This is a genomic window from Ignavibacteriales bacterium, from assembly GCA_026390575.1.
In the GTDB taxonomy this organism is placed as follows: Bacteria; Bacteroidota; Ignavibacteria; order UBA10030; family UBA10030; genus Fen-1298.
Genome location: JAPLFR010000001.1, coordinates 393022 through 415930, shown reverse-complemented (window position 1 = coordinate 415930; position 22909 = coordinate 393022). Strand labels below are relative to the sequence as shown.

At 43.9% G+C, this 22909-nt stretch carries 22 protein-coding genes; 1 reads left to right on the top strand and 21 read right to left on the bottom strand.

The features are described 5' to 3' along the window. Positions 1 to 227: 227 nt before the first annotated feature. From NTX44_01910 to purU, 13 genes are all read right to left on the bottom strand, one after another. Entirely contained in the window at positions 228 to 749 is a 522-nt protein-coding gene (locus tag NTX44_01910) for a pyridoxamine 5'-phosphate oxidase family protein (protein ID MCX6120358.1), read from the bottom strand. A 215-nt stretch (positions 750 to 964) separates the two neighbouring features. Next, on the bottom strand, positions 965 to 1150 hold the full coding sequence (locus tag NTX44_01905; GenBank protein ID MCX6120357.1) for a hypothetical protein: 186 nt from the start codon (positions 1148 to 1150) through the stop codon (positions 965 to 967). A 247-nt stretch (positions 1151 to 1397) separates the two neighbouring features. Continuing rightward, complete coding sequence (locus NTX44_01900) at positions 1398 to 1703, bottom strand: YciI family protein (GenBank protein MCX6120356.1); 306 nt, start codon at positions 1701 to 1703, stop codon at positions 1398 to 1400. Positions 1704 to 1770: 67 nt separating this feature from the next. Beyond that, positions 1771 to 3084, bottom strand: a complete 1314-nt coding sequence (locus NTX44_01895) for an ABC transporter permease (GenBank protein MCX6120355.1) — start codon at positions 3082 to 3084, stop codon at positions 1771 to 1773. Next, a complete protein-coding gene (locus tag NTX44_01890) occupies positions 3081 to 3998 on the bottom strand; it encodes an ABC transporter ATP-binding protein (protein ID MCX6120354.1) in 918 nt (305 codons plus the stop codon). Before NTX44_01890 ends, NTX44_01895 begins: the two co-directional genes overlap by 4 nt. A gap of 238 nt (positions 3999 to 4236) precedes the next feature. Next, entirely contained in the window at positions 4237 to 5298 is a 1062-nt protein-coding gene (locus NTX44_01885; protein MCX6120353.1) for an AI-2E family transporter, read from the bottom strand. Between the two features lie 199 nt (positions 5299 to 5497). Further along, complete coding sequence (locus NTX44_01880) at positions 5498 to 5668, bottom strand: hypothetical protein (GenBank protein ID MCX6120352.1); 171 nt, start codon at positions 5666 to 5668, stop codon at positions 5498 to 5500. 252 nt (positions 5669 to 5920) lie between these two features. Next, a complete protein-coding gene (locus NTX44_01875; protein MCX6120351.1) occupies positions 5921 to 7084 on the bottom strand; it encodes a DNA recombination protein RmuC in 1164 nt (387 codons plus the stop codon). A 113-nt stretch (positions 7085 to 7197) separates the two neighbouring features. Beyond that, positions 7198 to 8340 (bottom strand): heparan-alpha-glucosaminide N-acetyltransferase domain-containing protein, encoded by a 1143-nt coding sequence (locus tag NTX44_01870; GenBank protein MCX6120350.1) that lies wholly within the window; start codon positions 8338 to 8340, stop codon positions 7198 to 7200. Between the two features lie 18 nt (positions 8341 to 8358). Beyond that, a complete protein-coding gene (locus tag NTX44_01865; GenBank protein ID MCX6120349.1) occupies positions 8359 to 9573 on the bottom strand; it encodes a glycine C-acetyltransferase in 1215 nt (404 codons plus the stop codon). Between the two features lie 70 nt (positions 9574 to 9643). Beyond that, positions 9644 to 11020, bottom strand: coding sequence for a 16S rRNA (cytosine(967)-C(5))-methyltransferase RsmB (rsmB, locus tag NTX44_01860; GenBank protein ID MCX6120348.1), 1377 nt, complete (start codon positions 11018 to 11020; stop codon positions 9644 to 9646). Positions 11021 to 11267: 247 nt separating this feature from the next. Further along, positions 11268 to 11501 (bottom strand): 50S ribosomal protein L31, encoded by a 234-nt coding sequence (gene rpmE / locus NTX44_01855; protein MCX6120347.1) that lies wholly within the window; start codon positions 11499 to 11501, stop codon positions 11268 to 11270. Between the two features lie 134 nt (positions 11502 to 11635). After that, the gene (gene purU, locus NTX44_01850; protein ID MCX6120346.1) at positions 11636 to 12499 is read right to left on the bottom strand and encodes a formyltetrahydrofolate deformylase; all 864 of its coding nucleotides are present in this window, start codon (positions 12497 to 12499) and stop codon (positions 11636 to 11638) included. Positions 12500 to 12738: 239 nt separating this feature from the next. Here purU and porQ point away from each other — a divergent pair, with 239 nt between their 5' ends. After that, a complete protein-coding gene (gene porQ / locus NTX44_01845; GenBank protein ID MCX6120345.1) occupies positions 12739 to 13674 on the top strand; it encodes a type IX secretion system protein PorQ in 936 nt (311 codons plus the stop codon). 43 nt (positions 13675 to 13717) lie between these two features. Here porQ and NTX44_01840 read toward each other — a convergent pair whose 3' ends face one another. From NTX44_01840 to NTX44_01805, 8 genes are all read right to left on the bottom strand, one after another. Beyond that, positions 13718 to 14464 carry a ZIP family metal transporter gene (locus tag NTX44_01840; GenBank protein ID MCX6120344.1) on the bottom strand — a complete coding sequence of 249 codons (747 nt, stop codon included), beginning with the start codon at positions 14462 to 14464 and terminating at the stop codon, positions 13718 to 13720. Beyond that, positions 14464 to 15702: a tetratricopeptide repeat protein gene (locus NTX44_01835; protein ID MCX6120343.1), complete on the bottom strand. Its 1239-nt coding sequence runs from the start codon at positions 15700 to 15702 to the stop codon at positions 14464 to 14466. Before NTX44_01835 ends, NTX44_01840 begins: the two co-directional genes overlap by 1 nt. Before the next feature lie 61 nt (positions 15703 to 15763). Continuing rightward, positions 15764 to 17251: a glycine--tRNA ligase gene (locus NTX44_01830; GenBank protein ID MCX6120342.1), complete on the bottom strand. Its 1488-nt coding sequence runs from the start codon at positions 17249 to 17251 to the stop codon at positions 15764 to 15766. Between the two features lie 98 nt (positions 17252 to 17349). After that, positions 17350 to 18414, bottom strand: coding sequence for a glucose-1-phosphate thymidylyltransferase (locus NTX44_01825; protein MCX6120341.1), 1065 nt, complete (start codon positions 18412 to 18414; stop codon positions 17350 to 17352). A 30-nt stretch (positions 18415 to 18444) separates the two neighbouring features. Next, a complete protein-coding gene (locus tag NTX44_01820) occupies positions 18445 to 19338 on the bottom strand; it encodes a DUF2520 domain-containing protein (GenBank protein ID MCX6120340.1) in 894 nt (297 codons plus the stop codon). Positions 19339 to 19644: 306 nt separating this feature from the next. Continuing rightward, entirely contained in the window at positions 19645 to 20472 is an 828-nt protein-coding gene (gene amrB / locus NTX44_01815) for an AmmeMemoRadiSam system protein B (GenBank protein MCX6120339.1), read from the bottom strand. A 5-nt stretch (positions 20473 to 20477) separates the two neighbouring features. Further along, a complete protein-coding gene (gene amrA / locus NTX44_01810; GenBank protein MCX6120338.1) occupies positions 20478 to 21047 on the bottom strand; it encodes an AmmeMemoRadiSam system protein A in 570 nt (189 codons plus the stop codon). 585 nt (positions 21048 to 21632) lie between these two features. Beyond that, positions 21633 to 22895, bottom strand: a complete 1263-nt coding sequence (locus NTX44_01805; GenBank protein ID MCX6120337.1) for an MFS transporter — start codon at positions 22893 to 22895, stop codon at positions 21633 to 21635. Positions 22896 to 22909 lie beyond the last annotated feature (14 nt).

Below are 22909 nucleotides of genomic sequence, written 5' to 3'. Positions count from 1 at the left end.
GGTATCGGTGGTTGGAAACTACACTTATTCTAGGCTGAAGTCAACGCAAATAAGAACTGAGTGCGCCAAACTACTTTTTTCCTTGATCATCACTTTCAAAAGGCAGAGCATTTTCATATAAATGAACTGATTCTGAATTTACTATGCCTCTCTCTACGACCTCGTGATACATCCTCCGTGGTTTGAGATATCGAAACCCCTGCCTATCTGAACCTGAGAATCAATTATTATGGTTTTGTGAACACTACGATCGGAGGAGCCCATGTAATGGGATCGTTCAATTTACCCCACTTATAATTTAAAACTTCCATCCGTTCTGGAACGACCTTAATGAGAACAAGATATTTCCAATCGGGAAACGCCTGCTTCCAGTATTCACGTTTTCGTTTTTGTATTTCCATCGTATCGTTGACCAGGACAGCGGTGCCGGTAATTGTAACATTTCCGGTTGCCTTTGAATGGTCCGCATAGTACAGGCATACTTTTGGATTATTCCGGATCTCTTGAACTTTTAGACTCCGTGTATTTGTTGCCATCCACACTGTCATATCTTCTTCGGGAGGAAAAGGATTCATGGTTCGCACATCGGGATGGCCGGAAGAATCGATGGTCGCAAGCGCGCAATACTTCTGCGATGCCATAATTTCTTTTGCAGCTGCGATAAGAGAATCTCGCTCTGCATTGGAAGAGTTTTTTTCTTGTGCGCGCGCACTCGTTATAACAAAGAGGATTATCAATAACCGTTTCATTTCTGTTCCTTCAATGAGTGTACGAATTATTTATGTAATGTAAGATGAGTGACAGTACTCAATTTCTCTTTGACGTGGATTGAAACATATTCTCCATCTTGTTCTCAATCGACTAATATTACTTAAGCAAGAGAAGCGCCTTTGTTTTTACATAACTACCTACCCGGAACTGGTATAAGTATACGCCGCTCGATAAGTTTTTCGCATTCCAATGATTACTCTTCCGCAAACTTCTTTATTGCGTCAAAGTACTTGACGATGGCTTTCGCTTTATTTTTTCCAAACGACAACCAATGCCACGTCGTTTCTGGATTTGGATTATCTACGGTTGGAATACGGATGATTGGCTTGCCTTGATATTCTCCGATAGTAGGCTGCACTTCTTTCTTTTCTTCTTCCATTGGATTCCCCTTTTTGAATAATTATCTGCTATTTATTTTCTTTTCAAAAATACTCTTAACGCACCTTTTCATATTATTCTACTCCAGGTATATCAAAGGGACGTTCAATTGAACGTTCTTACAAATGTTCCTTTTTATCTAATATTGTAAAATATTTCGAACTTTGTCTACAACTCTACCACTTTTTCATTATTTCGTTAAAACATTCAATAAGAAGATACATCAAGTAACAAAAAGGAGAACACTCTCATTTACTTTTCACAAAAAATGGCGCTACCTGCGCACGCGTTATCTCAATCCTTTTCCAAACATTACCTTTAACGTACGGTTCGTTATTGAGCCATTGTTCTTGAAGCTCCTCCCGTGATTGATAATCGCAGACAATCATTGACCCGATCATTTTTCCATCATCGTTGAGAATAGCAGCCGCATAGATCCACTTGCCTGTATCGTGGAGTTCTTTTGCTGACTTTAAATGATCTTCACGAACTGCAAGCCTCCTTTCGAATGCCTTTTCATCAGTTCCGTCGTATGCTATGACAATGAATTGCATCTCAAATCTCCTTGATATTTTTACCGTTCAATAATTTTTTAGTGACGGGATGTTTTTAAGATAGGTTCTAGTCAAATATATGTCCTTTTTTGAATTGACGTACACTGACTAAATTAAGAATTGCGCCGATGCCGAATAAAATAGCAAGATGCGGCACAATAGAGATAAAACCGACACCTCTCCATAAAACTTCCATAAAACCATCAATCGACCAATACACAACCGTCAGCTTACTAAAGAACTGGATAGTTGAGGGCATGAAAGTAGTCGGAAACCATGCCCCGCCGATCGCACTCATACTCAATATCAATAAAGTTCCTAATCCGTTTGCCTGCTGGCGAGTTTGAGAAAACGCAGCAATCAACATCCCGAGCGCCGTGCACGCTACTGATGCAGCAATGATGAGCAGCATGAGATTCAAAAAATTTGCGAATATATCCACCTGGAACATCAACCACCCAAAAACGAACATGAAAAGCAATTGTATAATACCGAGCGACATATTGAAAATATATTTGTTCCAGAGAATATGTGTCCGCGAAACCGGAGAGGTCAGCATTCTCATGAGTACTCCGGATCTCCGCTCATCAAACAACGATGAGGACGTCGCCGTCAATGTGAACATTAGGAACATAATGCCCCACCCGCCGACACTCCGTGTTGCCCATGGATTCTTCATCTCTTTACCGATAAGCTGCTGGTTCTCTATGCGAACGATATTATTAAGAAAATTTGTATTGCCCTTGGTGGAATCATCGCCTGTGGTCTTGAAATTGGAAAGTGCGGGATGCAAAATGGTATTGGTGTCGACCTTGAAATATTTGTGCATCAGAGAAGCCATTTTGTGATTAAAGGCATCACCGGATTCGATTCCTAAATATCTCTCGGCTTGTCGTAGACCGCTTTGCGCCATGACCGATGGAAACTGGCTGAATACAACCTGCTGGATTAATCCCCGCACAGTCTGTGTTTCCATATCATTCTTCGGATCATAATAGAATTTGACATAGAGCCCAACCGATGTATCCGCATACGTATCAGGCGGGAGAACGAGTGCAGCGGCAGCTTTCCCGCTACGAACATATTCCTGAATTGAAAGCGTATCGAATACAATTGTCGTTCCGGAATCCGTCTTAAAAGATTTGATTACCCGGAATGCTTTTATAGTATCAAGTGAAGATTCTATACTCTTCGCTACGGGAGATGTACTTTGATTCAACACCGCAAGCCGTATTCCCTGGGGACCCGAGCCCGATCCGCCGAAAACTGCTCCAAAAATACTCATGAGTACCAGCGGCACAATAAAGGTCAGCGCGACGGAGACTTTGTCGTTCCAGAAAATCCGGTACGAGCTTTTAAATAACCGATAGACTTGTTTCAATCCCGTAACCTCCTTCCTGTCAGTTGGAGAAACAACGCCTCCAAGGTCGGGCGCTGCAATTCAACCCAGGAATATTTAATTCCCTGCTTTTCTATACCCGCAAAAAATTTCGATAGCAAAAATCCCTCTGCTGGTTTCAACTCGTAATGATCGTCTTCTTCAAGTAGCGTTCCGTATTTCTCAAACGCCGACCGGTTCTTTGCAGTCGACGGATTCTTGATAATTGCAATTGTTTCTTCGTACGCAAGTTTTTCTAAAAGTTCATCTACAGTGCCACCTGCAATGATTTTCCCATGATCGATTATTCCGATTCTACTGCAAAGCCGCTCCGCTTCTTCCATATAATGCGTTGTGTAGATAATTGTTTTCCCTTGCTTGTTCAGGGAAGTAAGAAAATCGAAGATCGCGTTGCGCGATTGAGGATCGACGCCGACGGTCGGTTCGTCGCACAGTAATACTTTCGGATCGTGCAATAAGCTTGCGATCATATTGAGCCGCCGTTTCATGCCGCCCGAAAAGGTTTTTACTTTATCTTTACGCCTTTCGAACAACTCAACGGCATTGAGCTGTTCATCAATGCGCTTCTTTAAGAGCTGTCGGGGGATATCGAACATCTGCCCGAATATTTCTAAGTTTTCTTGTGCAGTAAGCTCATCATACAATGCGAGAGATTGAGGAACAAATCCGATTTTCTTCCGGATCTCTAAAGTATCCTGAGTCACGTTGCCGCCATCGATTGTGATCGTGCCGCCGTCCGGATTGATGTACCCAACGAGCAGGTTCATCAAAGTAGTCTTGCCTGCCCCATTTGGTCCTAACAAGCCGAAGAATTCCTGTTGCTGCACCTCTAATGTGATTGCATCCAAGGCTGTGACTGTTGAGTATTTTTTTGTGATTTGTTGGATGGTGATCATAAATTCTCTGTAACTTTCTTTGTTAGTGAAAGTCTCTAACGGATGGATGATACACACAGGATAGTTTACGTAATTATTTGAGAAAAGATATGATGAAATGTGCTTCAGGCGAAGACCATCCCACGCTCTCTTCTGTTATCCCTATATGTTTTAAGCGAGGAGCAAAGTCATAGTTTCCCTGTCCGCCATAAACGGAAATCTCTTAGAGTTTGCAGGTACCTTCTCCTTCAACGAAATTTCATTTTTTCGGTTCAGGTGGAAGATTCTTTACAGACGTCTCCGGCCCAAGTACTATTGCCAGCCATCGTGTTTGTTCATTGTTCTCTAATACAAATTTCAGGGTCATTGTAAATGGAATACACAGCACCATACCGATAATGCCAAGCAGGTTTCCCCAAAAGATTAACGAGAGGAAGACTACCAATGTGGACAAGCCAACTCCCCGCCCTACGAGTTTTGGCTCAATAACAGTGCCGACAATAAAATTCACGAGAATAAATCCAAGAGCCGTAAGTGCCGCATGACCTGGACCCAATTGAATAAACGTCAGAAGTATTGCGGGAACGGCAGCGATAACCACACCGAGGCTCGGCACATAGTTCAGCAGGAATGCCAGAAAACCCCAGAGCACGGGAAAATCCACGCCAAGGAGAGACATCCAGATTCCGATGAGAATTCCTGTTAACACACTGATGCCGGTCTTGATGACCAGATAATGATTGATGTCATCGATGAATTTACTGAATTTTGAAAATTCTACTTTCGGATCGTTGAGAATAGCACCGAGCTTTATTGGAAAACTTGAGAGTTCGAGCAGGATGAATGTGACCGTAAGAAATATCAGAAAGATACTGGAAAGTGTTGACGTCAATCCTGAAAGCAAACCAGCAGTCAAACTCATGATCGAACCCAGATTCACATACTCGAGCACAGCATTTTCCTTGATCGCAAAACCCTTGCTTGCTATGAATCCTCTCAACACATGAAGTTCCTCTTGGATGCGCTGCTGATAAAACGGTATGCTATCGGAAAAGGAAGCGAGCGATGTGCCAACGAATCCTCCGATCAGCAGCAACAGGAAGATCATACACGCCAGAACAGCCAGCACAGCAAGAACAGAGGGGATACGCTTTTCCTTGAGCCAGAGCACTGGCGGTGCTGCGATCACTGCAAGAAAAAGTGCGACGAGCATAAGCACGATTACGGACTGTGCCTGAACGATGCCCCAGGTAAGAATAACAAGCGATGCAGCAACGACAAGTAAGCTTGATCCGCGTTGAATATTACTTTTTTCGGGCATAAAGAAACTCCTTTGATTTTTTTCCATAACAACACTGAAAAGATTGCTTCTATAACAATTCTTTCATGACCACATGCCCACCGCCCGCCAATCACGCATTGATGCCTCCTGCAAAACTCTGGCGGGTACGAATGGATCTGGCGAAGACATTACGTCATGACGTTTGGGGCAAGCCGGTGGCCACTCAATAATGAAATATTTACATCTTGAGAAATTCCAGCAGCTTGTAAATCAACATTGCAGGCCAAATAATGGCTTTCAAGAGACCCAACACTCCCTCCCAGAATGTAGCTGCGTGTTGAATGAAATAAACCGCGGCACCAATGAATGCCATACCATAGATTCCACCCGCAAGGCCGTTATCTTTCATTTTATTTTTCCTGTCGGGATCATTTGTACATATGTTATTTTCTGTTGTCATTTTATTCCCTCGTTTTGTGGTTGTTCATTCCGTAGTTAAAAGTGCAGTCCATAACGATTCCAACTCCCCTTTATGATAATGGGGGTGCATTCGAATGATACACGCAAAAGCGTGCATCCAAAACAGGAAAAGATATTCTTCCGAAGGATGTGGGTTCAGATGACATACATTTAAAATCATCTACAGAAGGCGCGAGGAAGTTTACTGAGGAAAAGCATCCAACTGTTTTTTATCCTGGACGTCAGGAATAGACTGCACTGTTTTGAATTTCTCAGTGAGACCGGCCAATTGCTTATCGGCTTTGTCGTAGTTGTTCTTTGCATTGTTCAATTGTGAACCCAGCGTTTCAAACACGTCGTTGAATTTCCGCAGTTCCGTTCCCAGCAGTTCAAGATTTTGAAATATTTCTTTTGCACTTCGCTCAATCTGCAATCCTTTCAGGCCGAGCGCAATCACACGCAAATACGCATAAAAGCTGTTAGGGGAAACTGGAATAACATGCCGTGAATTTGCATACGATTGCAAACCCTCATCATCAGGAAATGATTCATCCTTAATAATCGTTTCATAAAAAATATTCTCAGCCGGTATATACATCAATGCAAAATCATACGTGCCTTCATCGGGCAGAATGTATTTTCCTGCGATCGCATCGATGTGTTTCTTCACATCCGCTCGAAACAATCTTGCAGTAGATTTCTTTTCCTGTTCAGATTTCGCTCCGAGCATTTTCTGAAAGTTTTCAAGCGGAAATTTCGAATCTACTGGAACCATTCGGCCGGCGAGCCGAATGACGGCATCGACTGCCTGCCCACCTTTAAACCTGTACTGTATACCATAGGCATTTGCGGGAAGAACCTGCTTGAGCAAATCTTCCAGCAACAATTCACCGAGCCCGCCGCGCAGTTTCGGCGCCTTCAGCATTTCTTCCAATTTGGAAACGCTTTGGCCTAACTCTTTAATTTCCTGTGTCGCTTGACCAAGCTCGCCAAGTTTATTCTGCACATCCTGAATAACCTTCGCCGCATTATCCAGACGAGAGCCCATTTGACCTGTGTTATTTTGCAACTGCGATGTAACGCTGCTTAATTGCGAAGTCACAGTTGTCAGCTGCTGGTTTACGGTGTCTGTCGTTGATTGCAGACTTTTAAACACAACGTCAGTCGTATTCTTCAGAGATGTAGCAAGCGTATCTGCGGTGTTCTTGAGGTTCTGACTTACTTCACCGCGCAGCGCATCAACCTGCTGCTGAAATAGCAGAGAAGTATCGGAAGAATTTGCTCCTTTTTGTGAAGAGAGCCGAAGCAATAGGACGACAATCAAAATGACAACTAAAAACAACATAATGAATGATGCAACTTCCATGTTCCCTTTTCCTTTTTACTCTTTCTCATTCCTCAATTCGCTCCTGATGGAGCATAATTGTTATTCTTCGGTTAAGTTCTATGCGCCGAATATGATAGCTTTTCAACTTCAATTTATCTTATTAAAAACATCGCTGTAGTTGTTACCGCGAACATAAAAAATAACAAGCGTGCAAGCGGTAAATGATTTCGCTTCATCCATCCCCATGCAATTGCCGCTCCGCTCATCACCAAAATAAGGGTAAGTGTACTTATCATACATTCTGTTACATTGAATGTTTTTCCATAATAAAAATCCAGGCTACGTTCATTCCAGAACCGTCCATAAATGACAAGGAGGTGTGCCGCGTAGACCATTAACGATTCCCTGCCGACATCTAATACAAACGACTTCTCAGTTTTGCGATAATCTGCATAGAACCAGCAAGCGGTAAGAAGCAGCATGACAATTCCAAGCCGTTCAAAAAAGAATAATGGATTTGCACGGATATCTATTGGAAGGATGCGCATGCCGGATTGCAATTCCATTCCGATCATGCACGCAACAAACAGAAGAGCTCCTTCAAATGCAAAACGTAAGATGAATTCTTGCTCCTTTTTTTGTTCGCGGGCATCAATATATCGGGAAGCGAAGTACCCTCCAAAGAGCATAAACGCCAGCCACGGGAATAGCGGGAAAAGCGAATAATGCAGGCCGTTTATGTATGCTGAGATTGGAGCCGGAATTAAATTCAAGAAATCATAATTCCATACGAAGATCGTTGTAAAAACAACGAACAATCCGCTTGTAAAGAGGAATGTCCGATATGTCCGTCCATTCTTTATAAACAATCTCGTTATAAAAAGCACGAGTAATCCAAACGCGATGCAGTGAAGAACATCTGCCTGATAGAAATTCAGCCACCCCTCTTGTGTCGTATCGCTCATTATGCGACGGAATGAAAAAAATGGCAGATGCAGAAAATACCCTGTGCCCCACACCAATCCGATTCGCCCAAGCTGTTTCCAGAATGCAGATCCGTAGGTCCGAAAAGACTCAAGCTTCCTTTGGCTCGCAAGCACGAAAACAAAACCGGAGATAAAAGTAAAACTTGGCGCAACTAATCCATTGATAAAATTCAGAATGTGATACCAGGGAGTCGTTTTCAACACGGGCAGGATAAAGGTGTTGAACACATGCACTTCAATCATCACAATCAGCGCCCATCCGCGAAGAAGGTCGATGAACGCAAGTCGATTTTTTGCTGGAGCAGCCATGGGAAACTTCTGAGCAGGTTAAATGAGTTTCATTTTCTTTCCAACTTTTTCAAATGCTTCAAGAGCGCGATCGATATCCTTTTTCGTGAGCGCCGCCGACACTTGAGCGCGCAGCCGCGCTGCGCCTTTCGGAACAACCGGATACCACAATCCTTTGATATAGACTCCGGCTTTAAGCAATTGGCTGCTCATTTCCTGCGCGATAGACGCTTCGCCAAGCATGATCGGAACAATCGGATGCATACCTTCGATAATTGTAAAACCGACATTCTTGATTTCTTTTCTGAAGTATGCCGTATTCTCCTGAAGCCGCCTGACAATTGATTTGTCTTTCATCAATAAATCGAATGCCGCCATCGAGCCGCACACGACAGCCGGCGGAAGCGAGTTTGAAAATATATAGGGCCTTCCTTTTTGGCGCAAGTACGCTATCATTTCTTTCGCACCGCTTATGAAACCGCCTGCCGCACCGCCAATAGCCTTGCCGAGAGTCCCAACGGTGACATCAATTTTACCAAGCACGTTGCATTGTTCCGCTGTTCCTCTGCCGGTCTTGCCGCAAACGCCAATACCGTGAGCGTCATCCACAAAGACCACAGCATTATACTTTTGCGCGAGCTCAAGAATTTTGGGCAGCGGTGCTATGTCGCCTTCCATACTGAAGACGCCATCTGTGGCGATCATCCGTATGCGGTAATCATTGTTTTTATCGCCTTCCAATTGCCTTTCCAGGTCGGCAGCGTCTCCGTGATTATAAATTTTACGATCTGTCGTTTCCGCACGGCAGAGCCGCTGTCCGTCAATAATACTGGCGTGATTCAGCCGGTCGCTGTAGATAACATCTTTGTAGTTTTCGTATCCAAGCCTCTCGTTTGTCAGGGCAGAGAAGAATGCAACATTCGCCGCAAAGGACGAGGAAAAAAGAATCGTGTCTTCCGATTTCAGAAACTTCGATATTGTATTTTCCAGTTCAAGATGAATTGTTTGTGTGCCGGTAAGAAAGCGTACCGAGGCAAGCCCGTATCCATATTTCTTGATGCCATCGATTGCAGCTTTGCACACAGCAGGATGATTCGACATTCCCAAATAATTATTCGACGCAAGCATAACGACTTCTTTGCCGCGCACCTTGACAACGCCCCCTTGTGCAGATTGGAGCGCAGTTTCATACTTCATCGTTTGAGATTCTTCGAGCCGTTTCAGCTCGGCGGCAAGCAATTCGTTGAGGTTCATAATCGGCTGGCCTCCACTATTCGTCAAGTAACAGTTATTTTATTTGCAATTGAATGTATGAGATGACTTCTTATACTTTCTTCCTCAGCCGTATCGAGAACGATCCATCCATTCCATGCTTGTGCCTGAAGGTTTCTACCTGTCCAAGATTTCCAACAAGATCCTGATGAATAATGTTGATTCCAGATTCGATAGAGAATTCAGGATGCTGCTCAAGAAATTCTTTAATAAGATTCATATTTTCGTCTGGTTCAATGGTGCACGTGCTATACACAAGGATACCGCCGGACTTCACAAGTTTCGCTGCATTCTCCATAATCGATTTCTGTAAATGCACGAGTTTTGGAATATCATCTGCGTCACGCTGCCACTTTGCATCAGGTTTCTTCGAAAGTACGCCAAGTCCCGAACAAGGTGCATCTACCAAAACTTTATCCGCAGGAGGAATTTCAATTGTTGAGCCATCATCGGTTACTAAATGCACAATCGTGATACCGAGCCGCTGACATGCGTTCTTCACAAGATGGAGACGAGTCTCATAACGATCGACAGCAATAATTTCGCCGATGTTTTTCATCAATTCACCAATAAAAGTCGTTTTCCCGCCCGGTGCAGAACAAAGATCGATGACACGTTCTCCGGGTTTTGGATCCAGTAAAAGCACTGGTATACCGGCACTTTCATCCTGCACGGAAAAATATCCCTGCTGGAAGAGTTCCGAACTGCCGATGCCTGCCATATGCTGAACCCGAACAAAATAATCGAGATACTGCGACCGAGTATATTGAAGCTGATGCTTTTCTAACAATGAAAGGAAATACGTGAAATCAACTTTTAAGCGATTGACGCGCAACGCCAAATCGGGAATTGTATTGTTTGCTTCCATCATCCGTTTCGCGTCATCATACCCGTAGCGTTCCACCCAGCGTTTCGTCATCCACACAGGATGTGATTCGATGACTGAAAGATTTCGGATCTTATCTTCTTCCGGATCTGGATAACGAATGTTATCAATGTTACGGATGATGTTGCGCAGAATAGCATTTACGAGATCGGCTGCTTTTTGACCGCGTAACCGTTTAATGAACTCCACGGCCTCGTTCACCGCGGCAGAATGCGGCACCTTGTCAAGAAATTGGATTTGATACAAAGCTACGCGAAGTGCATTCTTGACATTGGTCTCCGCTTTTGTGAAGTTGCCGTGAAAAAAGCCCGTCAAGACCCAATCGAGTTTCATTTTCCAGCGAACCACACCGGTTACTATTTCATTCATCAGACCCTTATCTAACTCGTTCATATCCTCCGAACGTAATTCGGCATCTAATAATTTATCCAGATACGAGTCTGAACGCTCAATGCGATTGAGAATTTTTACCGCTGTTCCGCGCGGACCGTCATATGCATTGGTTGGTTGAGGTTGATCTTGTTGATCTGTGTTTTCTTGCATTCAATCTTCTTTCAATGAGAATGCCCTGGACTGCAACTTTTTGAGATAGGCTGGCAATGGATGAACAACAGGAATTGTACAAAGTGATCGTCTTTAAACATATAGATTTGTTGTGCCATCGGTCAGGTCTTTTTTGAACGGGTGCTCACGTGAAAGTTCAGTGTTATGAACAATATCACTGCCGACAACAAAAAAGCGGAATGCATGTTTCACAACACATTCCGCCTTTGCAATCTCAACGTCGTACTTATGCTCCAGCAGTTGCCGCCGCCGGCTCTTCTTTCTTTGCTGCATATTTCTTTTTGAATTTCTCTATGCGGCCGGCTGAATCAAGCAGTTTCTGTTTGCCCGTATAGAACGGGTGGCAATTGGCACAAATTTCTATATGGAGGTTGCCTACTGTAGAGCGGGTTTCAAAAACGTTTCCGCATACGCAGGTAACGACCGCTTTTTTATATGTTGGGTGAATTCCTTCTTTCATCACTATCCTCAAGACTTTATATTATGAACTATTTATAAAATAAGAAAAAACGGATTGATTTGCAAAGGTAATTTTTCCAAATCACAGCACACGTGCTGTTGTGATTGATGTTAGAATGCAGGTATATTCTTTTATTAATCAAATACGACAGTTTTTCGTCCATCGACAAGGATGCGATCTTGCAAGTGAAGACGGATTCCACGTGCAAGTACCAAACGTTCTAAATCTCTCCCTTTTCGGATCAAATCATCCAATGAATCTTTGTGTGAGATCCGGATGATGTCTTGCTCGATGATCGGTCCTTCATCAAGGACTTCTGTTACATAGTGACACGTTGCTCCGACAATCTTCACGCCTCTTTCATACGCCTGTTTATAAGGATTGGCACCTGCAAACGCCGGCAAGAATGAATGATGGATGTTGAGAATGCGATGTTCGTATTGTTTAACAATCGTCGGTGACAGCACTTGCATATAACGGGCCAGAATAATAGTATCGATCCGTTCGCGCTGGATCAATTCTAATTCTTTTATTTCCTGCTCCGCTTTATTTTCGTTGCTTACAGGAAACACATGAAATGGAATATGATACCGTTCAGCTAAAAAACCAAGATCGGGATGATTGGAAATAATCAGCGCAATTTCTGCATCGAATTCTCCCAGCTCATGGCGCCATAGAATTTCTTGAAGGCAATGAGCATGCTTCGAGACAAAGATTGCCATCTTCCGCTTGTTTTGATTGAGCCTGATAAACCATTTTGCTTGATATTCACGTGCGAGCGGCTGGAATACCTCTTCCAATGTATCCGGAGGGACGGTAAATGTTTTCATATCCCACGTTACTCTCAGGAAAAATATATGATCATCCTCATCGACGTGTTCATCCAAATCAACGATATTCCCGCTGCGTTCAAATATGAATTGGGCAATCTGGGAAACTATACCCCTTCGATCCGGACACGACAACAACAATGTCGCCGTGAGATTTTTATCTTTCATATCAAACTCCTTTTACTTTATTAAAATAGTTGAGTCTCAGGTTAGTTGCAAGATGTTCGTGAGAATGTTTTAGTATGCGTTTTGCAGAACGACATCGGCGTCTTGCACCTTTAATTCCTTTCACATGCCAGGTAAGAACTGTAGAAATCCGGTCCACATAAAAAACCGGCATTTCGAGTAAACATGCAAGATTCAATGAAATCTTGAATATCAATCTCTTATTCTGTAGATTCTAATCAATGAAACGAATACTATTGATACTGATACTTACTGGTTATACTGTAACAACGCTCCTTGCCCAGCAAGGGATATTCAATTTCCTTCGTACAGATGTGAGCGCGCGCGCCGCCGCATTGAATGGCAGTTTCGTCTCGATGAAGGATGACCCGAATGTCCTATTTTATAATCCGGCATCAATAGGAACGTTGAGTATGCCAAAAGTTTCTGTGAGTTATGTGAACCATCTCATGGATGTCAATGCCGGAACTTTGAGTTACGGACAATATATTGAAGGCATCGGAAATATCGGTGCCGGCATCATTTATATGAATTATGGCTCATTCAACAGGACCGACGAATTTTTGAATGTGCTGGGAACATTCGGCGCTGCCGATGTTGCGCTTGTAGCTGGAATAGCAACCCATTACGATGATGATATTCTTGTAGGTGTCAATGCAAAATATATATACTCTTCTATTGCTGAATATGGTTCCACCGCACTAGCAGTTGATTTCGGATTCCTGTACGATATTCCTTCGCAGAATCTTTCCATCGGCGGCAGCGTATTGAATATCGGCAAACAATTACGAACATACGCCGGCGTAAATGAATCACTTCCTCTTGATGTGAAAGTGGGAGTCACCAAACGACCAGAACATCTGCCTGTTTCACTCAATATTGATTTTCACAGGTTGAATGAAAGCGGCGATAAATTCCTTGACCGCTTCAGTAACTTTACCGTTGGCGCTGAATTTCTCATGAGCAAATCACTATGTGTGCGTGTTGGGTACAATAACAAACAGCGCAAGGAATTCAAAACGGGAACATCTGCAGGGCTTGGAGGATTCTCACTTGGTTTCGGGCTTGTCTTGAGTGAATATCAAATCGATTACGCGTATAATTCATACGGCGATTTTGGCGGGATACAACGATTTTCTCTCGGAATCAATCTGTAGAAGCTGTTACGCAGAATAAGATTTTTTCGTATACACACTTCCACTAGCGTAAAATCAAATCCAATAATTTTTCGCTCAAATAAAAAAGCAGCATCCCACCGAATACTAACAAGGGCGGCATACGGTTTTTCGTTTTATTCACTTCCGGAATTAAATCGCTTGCGCCAACGTAGGTAACTGTCCCCGCGGAAAATGCAAATGCTATTCCAGCAAGTTGTGCATTCACATGTTCCAGCAAGAACACCGAGCACGCACCTAAAAAGGTTGCCAGGCCAATACCAATCGCAGAATATAGGACGATAGTGCGCGAGAAGCCGGCAGTCATCATAATTGAACCGATGGTAAGTCCTTCTGGAAACTTATGCAAGAGAATTGCAAAAAAGATTAAAAGTCCAAGAAAAAAATCATATTGCAACCCGACCGATATAGATAATCCATCGAAGAATGCGTGAACGAACAATCCCGTGAAAGCGGAATATCCGGTCGTTCTCGACACCATCACATCGTGGTGTGTCTCTTCTCCAAAATGCAAATGTCCTACAATCGTGTGTTCAAAAAAGTGTATCGTGGCAAAACCGAGGAGAATCCAAAGAGCGGCAGATTCGCCAATGAATTGAAAACTTGTCGGCACGAGTTTTAGAAAAACGAGGGCCAAAATAAATCCGGCGCTCAGCGCAAGGAGCGTTTCCTGAACAAGCGTTGGCCAGCGTTTGCGGGAAACGATGAGTGATCCGCCAAGTACGACGGCGAGTGAAGCGACGAGAGCAAGAAGAAGTATTTGAATTTTCATTAATTACGCTTATATGGTTGTTGAATATATTTCTTTGCTTCCTGATAAGAATTTTCATATTCTTTCATCACCAGTACCTTGTTATACTGCTGAATTGCATATTGCCGTTTTCCTTGAGCATCGTAAATCATACCTACGATAAGATTCGCAAGCGACATAAAGCCGGATGCACCATCTTTATCTAATTTTCTGGAAAGCTCATCACACGCATACAAATTTTTAAGTGCGGTATCAAACCTTCCTGCTAAGAATTCGAATTTACCAATATAGTAATGCGCTTCCCGCGCATCATACATATCATACCCAACCTGCTGCTGCGTGCAACGATGTATGATATCAATGAAAATATCATTTGCCTCTCCAAGATATCCGGTACTGACAAGACTGCGTCCGAGGTAACGGTAGAACATAGAATTGTTCGGATATTTTTCATGCAGCTTTCTGGCAAGTTCGAGCGCATTGACATAATCTTTCTCGTACGTGAAATAGTTCTGCATAAGAAAGTACGTCGCCTCTACTTGGGCATACTTTGCGTGGAGCGATGCCTGCCGAAGCTGTTCCAGCCCTTTTTTCCGATCACCGCTGGGGAAAAATATCATAGCAGGTTGCACAAAGGGATATTTACCCGGAATAACGGCTGCATAATAATTGTAGATACCAATACCAAGCAGAACATCGTAATTATTCGGTTCAAGTTCATATGCTTTTCGGACCAGCGGCAGCGCGACAATGCCATCGTTTGCTGCGCCAAGCCACTTACCCCTGTTTGCGCGCAAACGCCCTCGAAAACCGATAGCACCGCCTTTAAAAAACATCGCCGCCACATCTTCCGGATTATCATCAAGCCGTTTTTCACATAGATCCACGACGACATCTAACAGTTCATACAGTTTCTCATCCTGCGCTTCATCATCAAATTTACTGATGATGCGTTCCCACTGAACCATAGCTCGAAAAAAATATCCCACCGGATGGTCAGGACGCAGTTTTATGACCTCGGAAAAATTAGAATCAGCTTTGTCAAATTCAAAATTGTAAAGCTCGTCAATACCATGCTGAACTCGCTGGTCTATGGCCCGATCTTCAATCCACTGCGCATGAGAGATACAACAGGTGAATAAAAGAACGAGCAGCGAAAGAAATAAATAATGTATAACGCTTTTCAACGCAAATTGATATTTGAAACGATTGTTGATTACTGATTTCAATGGTACCGTAACATATACCTTCCAGATCATGAGTTGAGTTTTATATCTTCCATTGATACCACACACAAAAGAAGGAATAGAGTATGAGTGGTCACATCAATTTCTTGGCAAAGTAATCCTTCAGGCCTGTACTTGCCACACGTTCCTGCACCATGGTGTCGCGATCACGCACGGTCACGGTTTGATCCTGAAGCGTTTGAGAATCAATGGTCACACAGTACGGCGTGCCTATTTCATCCTGACGCCGATAGCGTCTTCCTACAGCGCCGCTGTCATCATAAAACACGCGGAACGATGACCGCAGATCAGCTTCAATCTTCCGCGTAAATTCCGGCATACCGTCGCGATTGACGAGCGGGAAAAGAGCAACTTTGATCGGTGCAAGTTTCGGATGGAGTTTCATCACCACCCGCAATTCCATCGCACCCTCTGCATTCGGAGCTTCTTCTTCACGGTACGCATCGACAAGGAACGCCATAAACGAACGACTCGCTCCGGCAGACGTTTCAATGACGAACGGTGTGAATTTTTCTTTCGTCTCCTCATCAAAATATTTCATGCTCTTACCGGAGAACTGTTCATGCCGTGAGAGATCAAAATCAGTTCGATTGTGCACACCTTCAATTTCTCCCCACCCGAACGGAAAAAGATACTCGATATCGTACGCATCCTTGGCATAGTGCGCCAGTTTGTCTTTCGGATGCTGGTGCCATTGCAATTTGTCTTTGGTCATTCCGAGATTAATAAACCATTGCATCCTCTCACCGCGCCAGTATTCAAATTGCTGGACGTCGGTACCGGGTTTCACGAAAAACTGCATTTCCATTTGCTCGAATTCTCTCGTGCGGAAAAGAAAATTCTTGGTATTGATTTCGTTTCTAAACGCCTTGCCGATTTGCGCTATCCCAAACGGCAGTTTTTGCCGTGATGCAGACTGCACATTCAGAAAGTTGACGAAGATTCCCTGCGCTGTCTCCGGGCGTAAGAAAACAATCGAGGATGAGTCTTCTACGGGACCAACGAATGTCTTAAACATGAGATTGAATTTGCGGGCTTCGGTGAATGTGCTTTTATTGCCGCAGTTCGGGCAAGAGAGCATCGGAACGATGCGCGCGGCATCTTGATCCGTTGCGACAAGTTTGGCGAATTCTTCTACAATTGTTTCATCCTTCTGTTGACCGCCGAATTTCTGTGGATCAATCTCACGGAGAACATCTTTTTTCTTTTTGAGCGAAAGCTCGTCGCACAGGACATCGATTCGATATCGTGCTTTGCACTGCTTGCAATCCACCATCGGATCTGTAAAATTCTCAACGTGCCCCGAAGCTTCCCACACACGCGGGTGCATCAGGATCGATGCATCGAGTCCTTCCACATTCTCCCGGTATGTCATGCTCTTCCACCATTGCTGTTTCAGATTATTAAGCATCTCCACGCCGAGAGGACCATAATCCCAGCATCCGTTCAATCCGCCGTAAATTTCACTTGATTGAAATACAAAACCGCGCCGCTTTGCTAACGACACGATCTTGTCCATGGTCTTCGCTTGTTCACCTGCGTTTGATTTATTCTGACCCATAGTATTAGATACTCATCATTATTGATTGGATATTTATTGTCACTCATTCATCTGTACTTTTTACTTTCAACTTTTTACTTTTGACTTTTTACTCCTTTTCACGCTACTTCAATTCTACTTTGATCGCCTATCATGAATCGATGGACGCGCGGCTTACCGGCTGCTTCCACCACTTCCACATCGTTGCCAAGTATGCTGCCCTCGATACGGATACCGACGCTTATGACTTTGCAATCCCGAAGAACAATACTGTATTCCATTTCACTGTCTTTAATTTCCGTTCGATCGCCAATAGAAGTGAATGGGCCGATATAACTATCTTCGATACGGCAATTCTTTCCGATGATGACTGGTCCTCGAATTTTGCTTTTGATAATGTGCGCCCCTTTTTCAATCACCACACGCCCCGCGACATCGGACTGTCCGTCAACATCGCCGTCGATACGCGGTTCGATATTATCAAGAATTAACCGGTTCGCTTCCAGCAAATCTGTCGGCTTTCCCGTGTCTTTCCACCAACCCGTGATTTCTGTATAACCGACTTTGAAGCCGCGCTTGATTAATAAGGTATGTGCATCAGAAATTTCCAATTCGCCGCGAGCACTTGGTTTTAAACTCCTCACCGCATCAAAGATATTCCGATCGTACAAATAAATTCCTGCTACGGCATAGCTGCTCTTCGGCTTCTTTGGTTTCTCATCCACACGAATAATTTTACCATTGCGAATTTCCGGCACACCGAAGCGCTCCGGATCTTTCACCTTCGATAGTGTCAGGTAACAATTGCATCCGCTCTTCTCGAATTCCTCAACGAATCGTTTCACACCGCCGACAAGCATATTATCGCCGAGATAAAAGATGAACTTATCGCCCGCAATGAACTTTTCCGCTAACTGCACTACTTGCGCAAGGCCCCCTGGAGTTGTCTGCGGGATGTACGTAATTCTCACTCCCCACTTCGAACCATCGCCGATATAATTCGGCACTTCCTGGCTATCCGCATTATGTACGATGCCAATTTCTTTAATGCCTGCTTCTACCGCTGCTTCGATGGCATAATAGAGAATTGGTTTATTCGCAATCGGAATAAGATGTTTGTTTTGCGTATGAGTAATAGGGCGCAGCCGAGTACCGCGCCCGCCGCTGGCAATGAGTGCTTTCAATGATTTTCCTTTACACTGTCATTTTACGATTTAGTTTGATGTAAGTATTCGCCTGATCTGCTTCGCAACCTTTGGCCTGATCGATTTTTTCTTTACCGCCATCTTGAGGGCCTGCAATCCGATTTGCTGATACAATAAAGCTAACGATGTATCGATTTTTCGAAGCTCAAGTACATGATGTTCAACTGTTTTGGAACTCCCGCGTGCAATGGGCCCAGTGAGCGCCATGTTCGGCGTTAACTGAAAAACGTTTTCTATACTCGTTCGTACCAATGGCTCAAAATGTGAAAGTCTTATTCCTCCGCCAATGTGTTTCGCCAATTCATCTACCACTCCAAGCAGCGCTGCTGAATAGTTGGAAGCAAAAACGCACGCTATATGATACAAAAATTTTTCTTCTTTTGGAATCCGAACGAATGTACCGCGCAAAGCTTTCACGAGTCGGCGGGCTAATGGGACGGCCGCTTTGTTTCCTTCAAATCCATAACAAACATTCTTCATCCGCGCTATTTGATGGATAACCGTTAATGCCTTTGAAAAAGATTGCATCGGATGAAGTGAAAATACCAAAGCCCCTTCCCTTCTCAATGGCAATAAAGCATCACTCGTGAGCGAGCCGGAAGTGTGGACGACGGCGAGTTTTGAGAAATCGAGATGCGGGTGCGTCGCAATCTCTTCTGCGATTCCCAAGATATCTTCCTCTGGCACTGCAATAACAATAATTCTCGTCGCAGGATGAATATCAGAAAGAGAATCTGACATATTTTTACATCCGACAAGACGTGCCAGTTTTCTCGCGGAACTTTTCTTTTTACTCACAACGGAAACGATACGATAGCCTGCACGATGTAACAGCATTGCAAGTGTTGTTCCAACTTTGCCTGCACCAATGATGCTCACTGCGTATAAATTCTTATGCTGCATTTAATTCCCTACTGGTATGACAAAAACCATTTTATATCTTGATAAACAAGGAATGAAAAAGAAGAATGTACATCACCACTTCATCGTGGTTGTCCAAAAAGAAAGAAAATGTCACCCCGAACTTGTTTCGGGGTCTAATTTTTTACAAAAGACAGATGCTGAAACGAGTTCAGCATGACAACTCCGGACTTTTTAGAAAGCCTCAAATCCCGACACGATCTATAATTATATCGGGATGGGGAGGTGGACAACCATATAATAGCTATAATGCTTTTTAAAGAATCTCCAGTGCATAACATCAATTCTTTATACAAATGCAGCTGCAAGGTATCCGACAACGCCGTCCTTTTCACCAGTGACATCGCCGGAGTTACAGTAATAGAGAACCTCTGCTTTACTTGCTCCTAGTTGCTGCGCTGCATTCATGACTGCTGCAATAGGTCCACCGCCGCACGCCTCAAATGAATGTGATTCCATTTTATTGATAAAAGTTTCTGAATTAAATTTCTCCACTTCACTTATGACGCCGTTATCAAGCATCACCGCTTCATCGTAGGGATGATAATGCGAAAGATCACTGCTCGCGACGAGCAGGATATTGCGATTCTTTGCGATTCGTACAATCGCTTCTGCCAGCCCATTGCACAACTCCCGGCGCTGGTCTCCCATAATAACCGGCACAAATGAAAAATCACCAAGCACGCTCTGAAGGAACGGTAATTGAACTTCAATCGAATGTTCTGAACGATGTCCCGCATCCGATGCAACGATACCATTTTTCTCTTCTAATAATTCTTCTCTGATTTCCTTGTTCACAGGAATTATTCCCAGCGGTGTTTCGTATGCATCCCCCGGATAGATTGAAATGCCGTTAAAATATTCACGATGACTTGGTCCCACAACGATAACACAATCATATTTGATTTCTGCAATCATTTTATATGCATGTGCCGCTGTGAACCCAGAATAGACATATCCCGCATGAGGTGATACCAATCCACGCACCGTACCCTTCAATTTCGGAACTCGTGCAAGTTTTAAGTATTCATCAATGTCCTTTCGCAGAACATCCGGTGAGCCCTCATAAAATAGTCCGGCAACGGATGGCGGACGAACGGTATGCTTCTCACGCATTGAAATTATTTCTCCTCTGATAATACGAACTCAGATTCATCGAATTTCTCGACTGTGAATGCAAAGAGTTTTACTTCTTTTCGTTTCCAGGCATCTGGCGGCAATCCAGCTTTCAAAGAGACTTGCTTAAGAAATTGTTTGCGGTCCCAATTGTATTCTGTTGCCACCTGCGGTAATAACAATCCGCGTCGATATCCTGCGTCAATCACCAAACCATGCTTGCCAATTTCAATTGTTTCTATGTCAATCAATTCTTCTAGTGGCGAAAGAACTGATATTTCAATTGATATCCTAATCAATTCAGGCGGTGTAACCGGCATGAACCGCGGATCTTCCATCGCGGCTTTCACTGCGACTTCCTGTGTTGCACTTGCAAGGGGAAACAACGGCTCAATATAACCGATGCAGCCGCGTAGGTCTTCACCGATTCGCAGTGTTACGAAAACACCGGAGCGGCGATTTAAAGCTTCACTTTGAAATTTGAGCGATGGAAGTGTTTTATTTTCAAGTGCCGAAGTAATTGCGGAACGGGCAATCTTTAATAGTGTGCGTTTCTCTTCGTTTGTCAAGTCCATAGAAATTGCCTTCATCTCTTTTTACGATAATAAGGTAGGGATGCAGAGGCAAACATTCAAGAGGATAACACTGAAGAGTCCGACGACTCGTCGGACATTTATCGATTTATTCCTTTTAAGTCCTGTCTAGTTACTTAAATTCCAACCTCTTCGTCTCTGTTTTGAAGCAGAGCTTCAACGATTCCCATTCCCAAACGGAGTTTGGGAACGAGGCCAAAATCTTTCAATACTGTTTGGGAATATTTTTTACAGTGTCAATCCAAAAGCTGTTTCTGTAGAATCCGATCATCAGATCGGATAATCCTAGCCGGGAGAGAGCTTTACTCCCGACCTTAATGGCTAATAAATTTCTTTCCCGGCAGAATGTTTATTTATTCTTGTCCGGTCAGTGACCGGACTCTACACTCATCTACTCAATGGCTCACAGATTCATCGACTCATTGTATCCACAAGTTGGAAGGAAGTTACACTCCCGGCCCCATTCCAACCTCTCATTCCTAATCTCAACGTTGGGAACATTACTACTCCGAAGCTCAGCTTCCATCTCTGTTTTGAAGCAGAGATTCAACGCTTCTTATTCTCAAATTATATGTCAATCTTTTTTCCCTTAGTCTCAGGAAAAACCCAGATCCATGCACCGGTCAGCAATGCAAAAAGGGCAGCGAGTGAGATACCGCCTCCGAGTCCGTACTCCTCGGCAATCAACGCAATGATCACGGGTGTAAAAAATTGTACGCCACGTGCAAGGTTAAACGCCGAGCCCATGGCCGTGTTGCGGATCGAAGTAGGGAAGAGCTCGGCAAAGAGCGGGCCGTATCCGCTGAACATACCTGTCCCATAACCGACGAGAAACATAAAAACCAATGCAAGCAAAGGAAAAACGACAACGACGTCCCACATTAATGTAATCATGATCAAACCGATTGCCATAATGCAGGAATAGATCGAATATGCAGGCCTCCTGCCGAGCGAGTCTGCCGCGTAGCCGAAGGTGAGATATCCGAGCAGCCCGCCGGCCTGTGTTACCAACATCCATACCGCCGATTTGGCAATCGTAAACTGCCTCTGCTGTTGGAGATATCCTGGCAGCCAGCTGTATGTAAACCAATATGCTGACATATCAAAAATTGCAAGAATAAGAGCCTTGGAGAATATGACTCTGTGTGCGGGAGAGAATAATTGTAAAAATTTACTCCTTCGTTCGGCGGCAATTGCTTCCATAGAACGTGTATTTTCTGCGCTCAATCGTTTTCGTTCAAGCCACACATCGGATTCAGGCAATCTTTTTCGGATAAAAAGGACGAGTAGTGCGGGAAGGATTGAGAGAAAGAAACATAACCGCCATCCGATCTCAGGTGCGACAAATCCGCCAACAATCGATGCAAGCACAATACCAAACGGAGCGCCAGTTTGCATCACGGCGCCATATCTCCCCCGCACTTTGGGCGGAAAGGATTCACCTACATATGTCTGGCCGGTTGCCCACTCGCCGCCGACACCGAGGCCAGTAATGATTCTAAAGAGTAACAATACTTCCAGCGATGAAGCTAACCCGCAAAGAAATGTTCCAACACTGTATGTGAGTATAGTCCATTGCAACACGCTTTTACGGCCGAAGCGGTCGGAGAGGACACCAAAAATTACTCCTCCGATCGCAGTCGCGGCAAGCGATGCGCCAAGCACATACGAAAGCCCGACGTTTGAGAGATGAAGCTCTTTACCTATTGGAATGAGCAGGAATGAGAACAAAATAAGATCATAGAAATCAAATACCCATCCTGCCCAGCACATGAAAAGGATTTCGTAATGTTGTTTTACGGGCTTTTCGTATTCACTCAGGAGTGGCATGGTGATTCTATTCT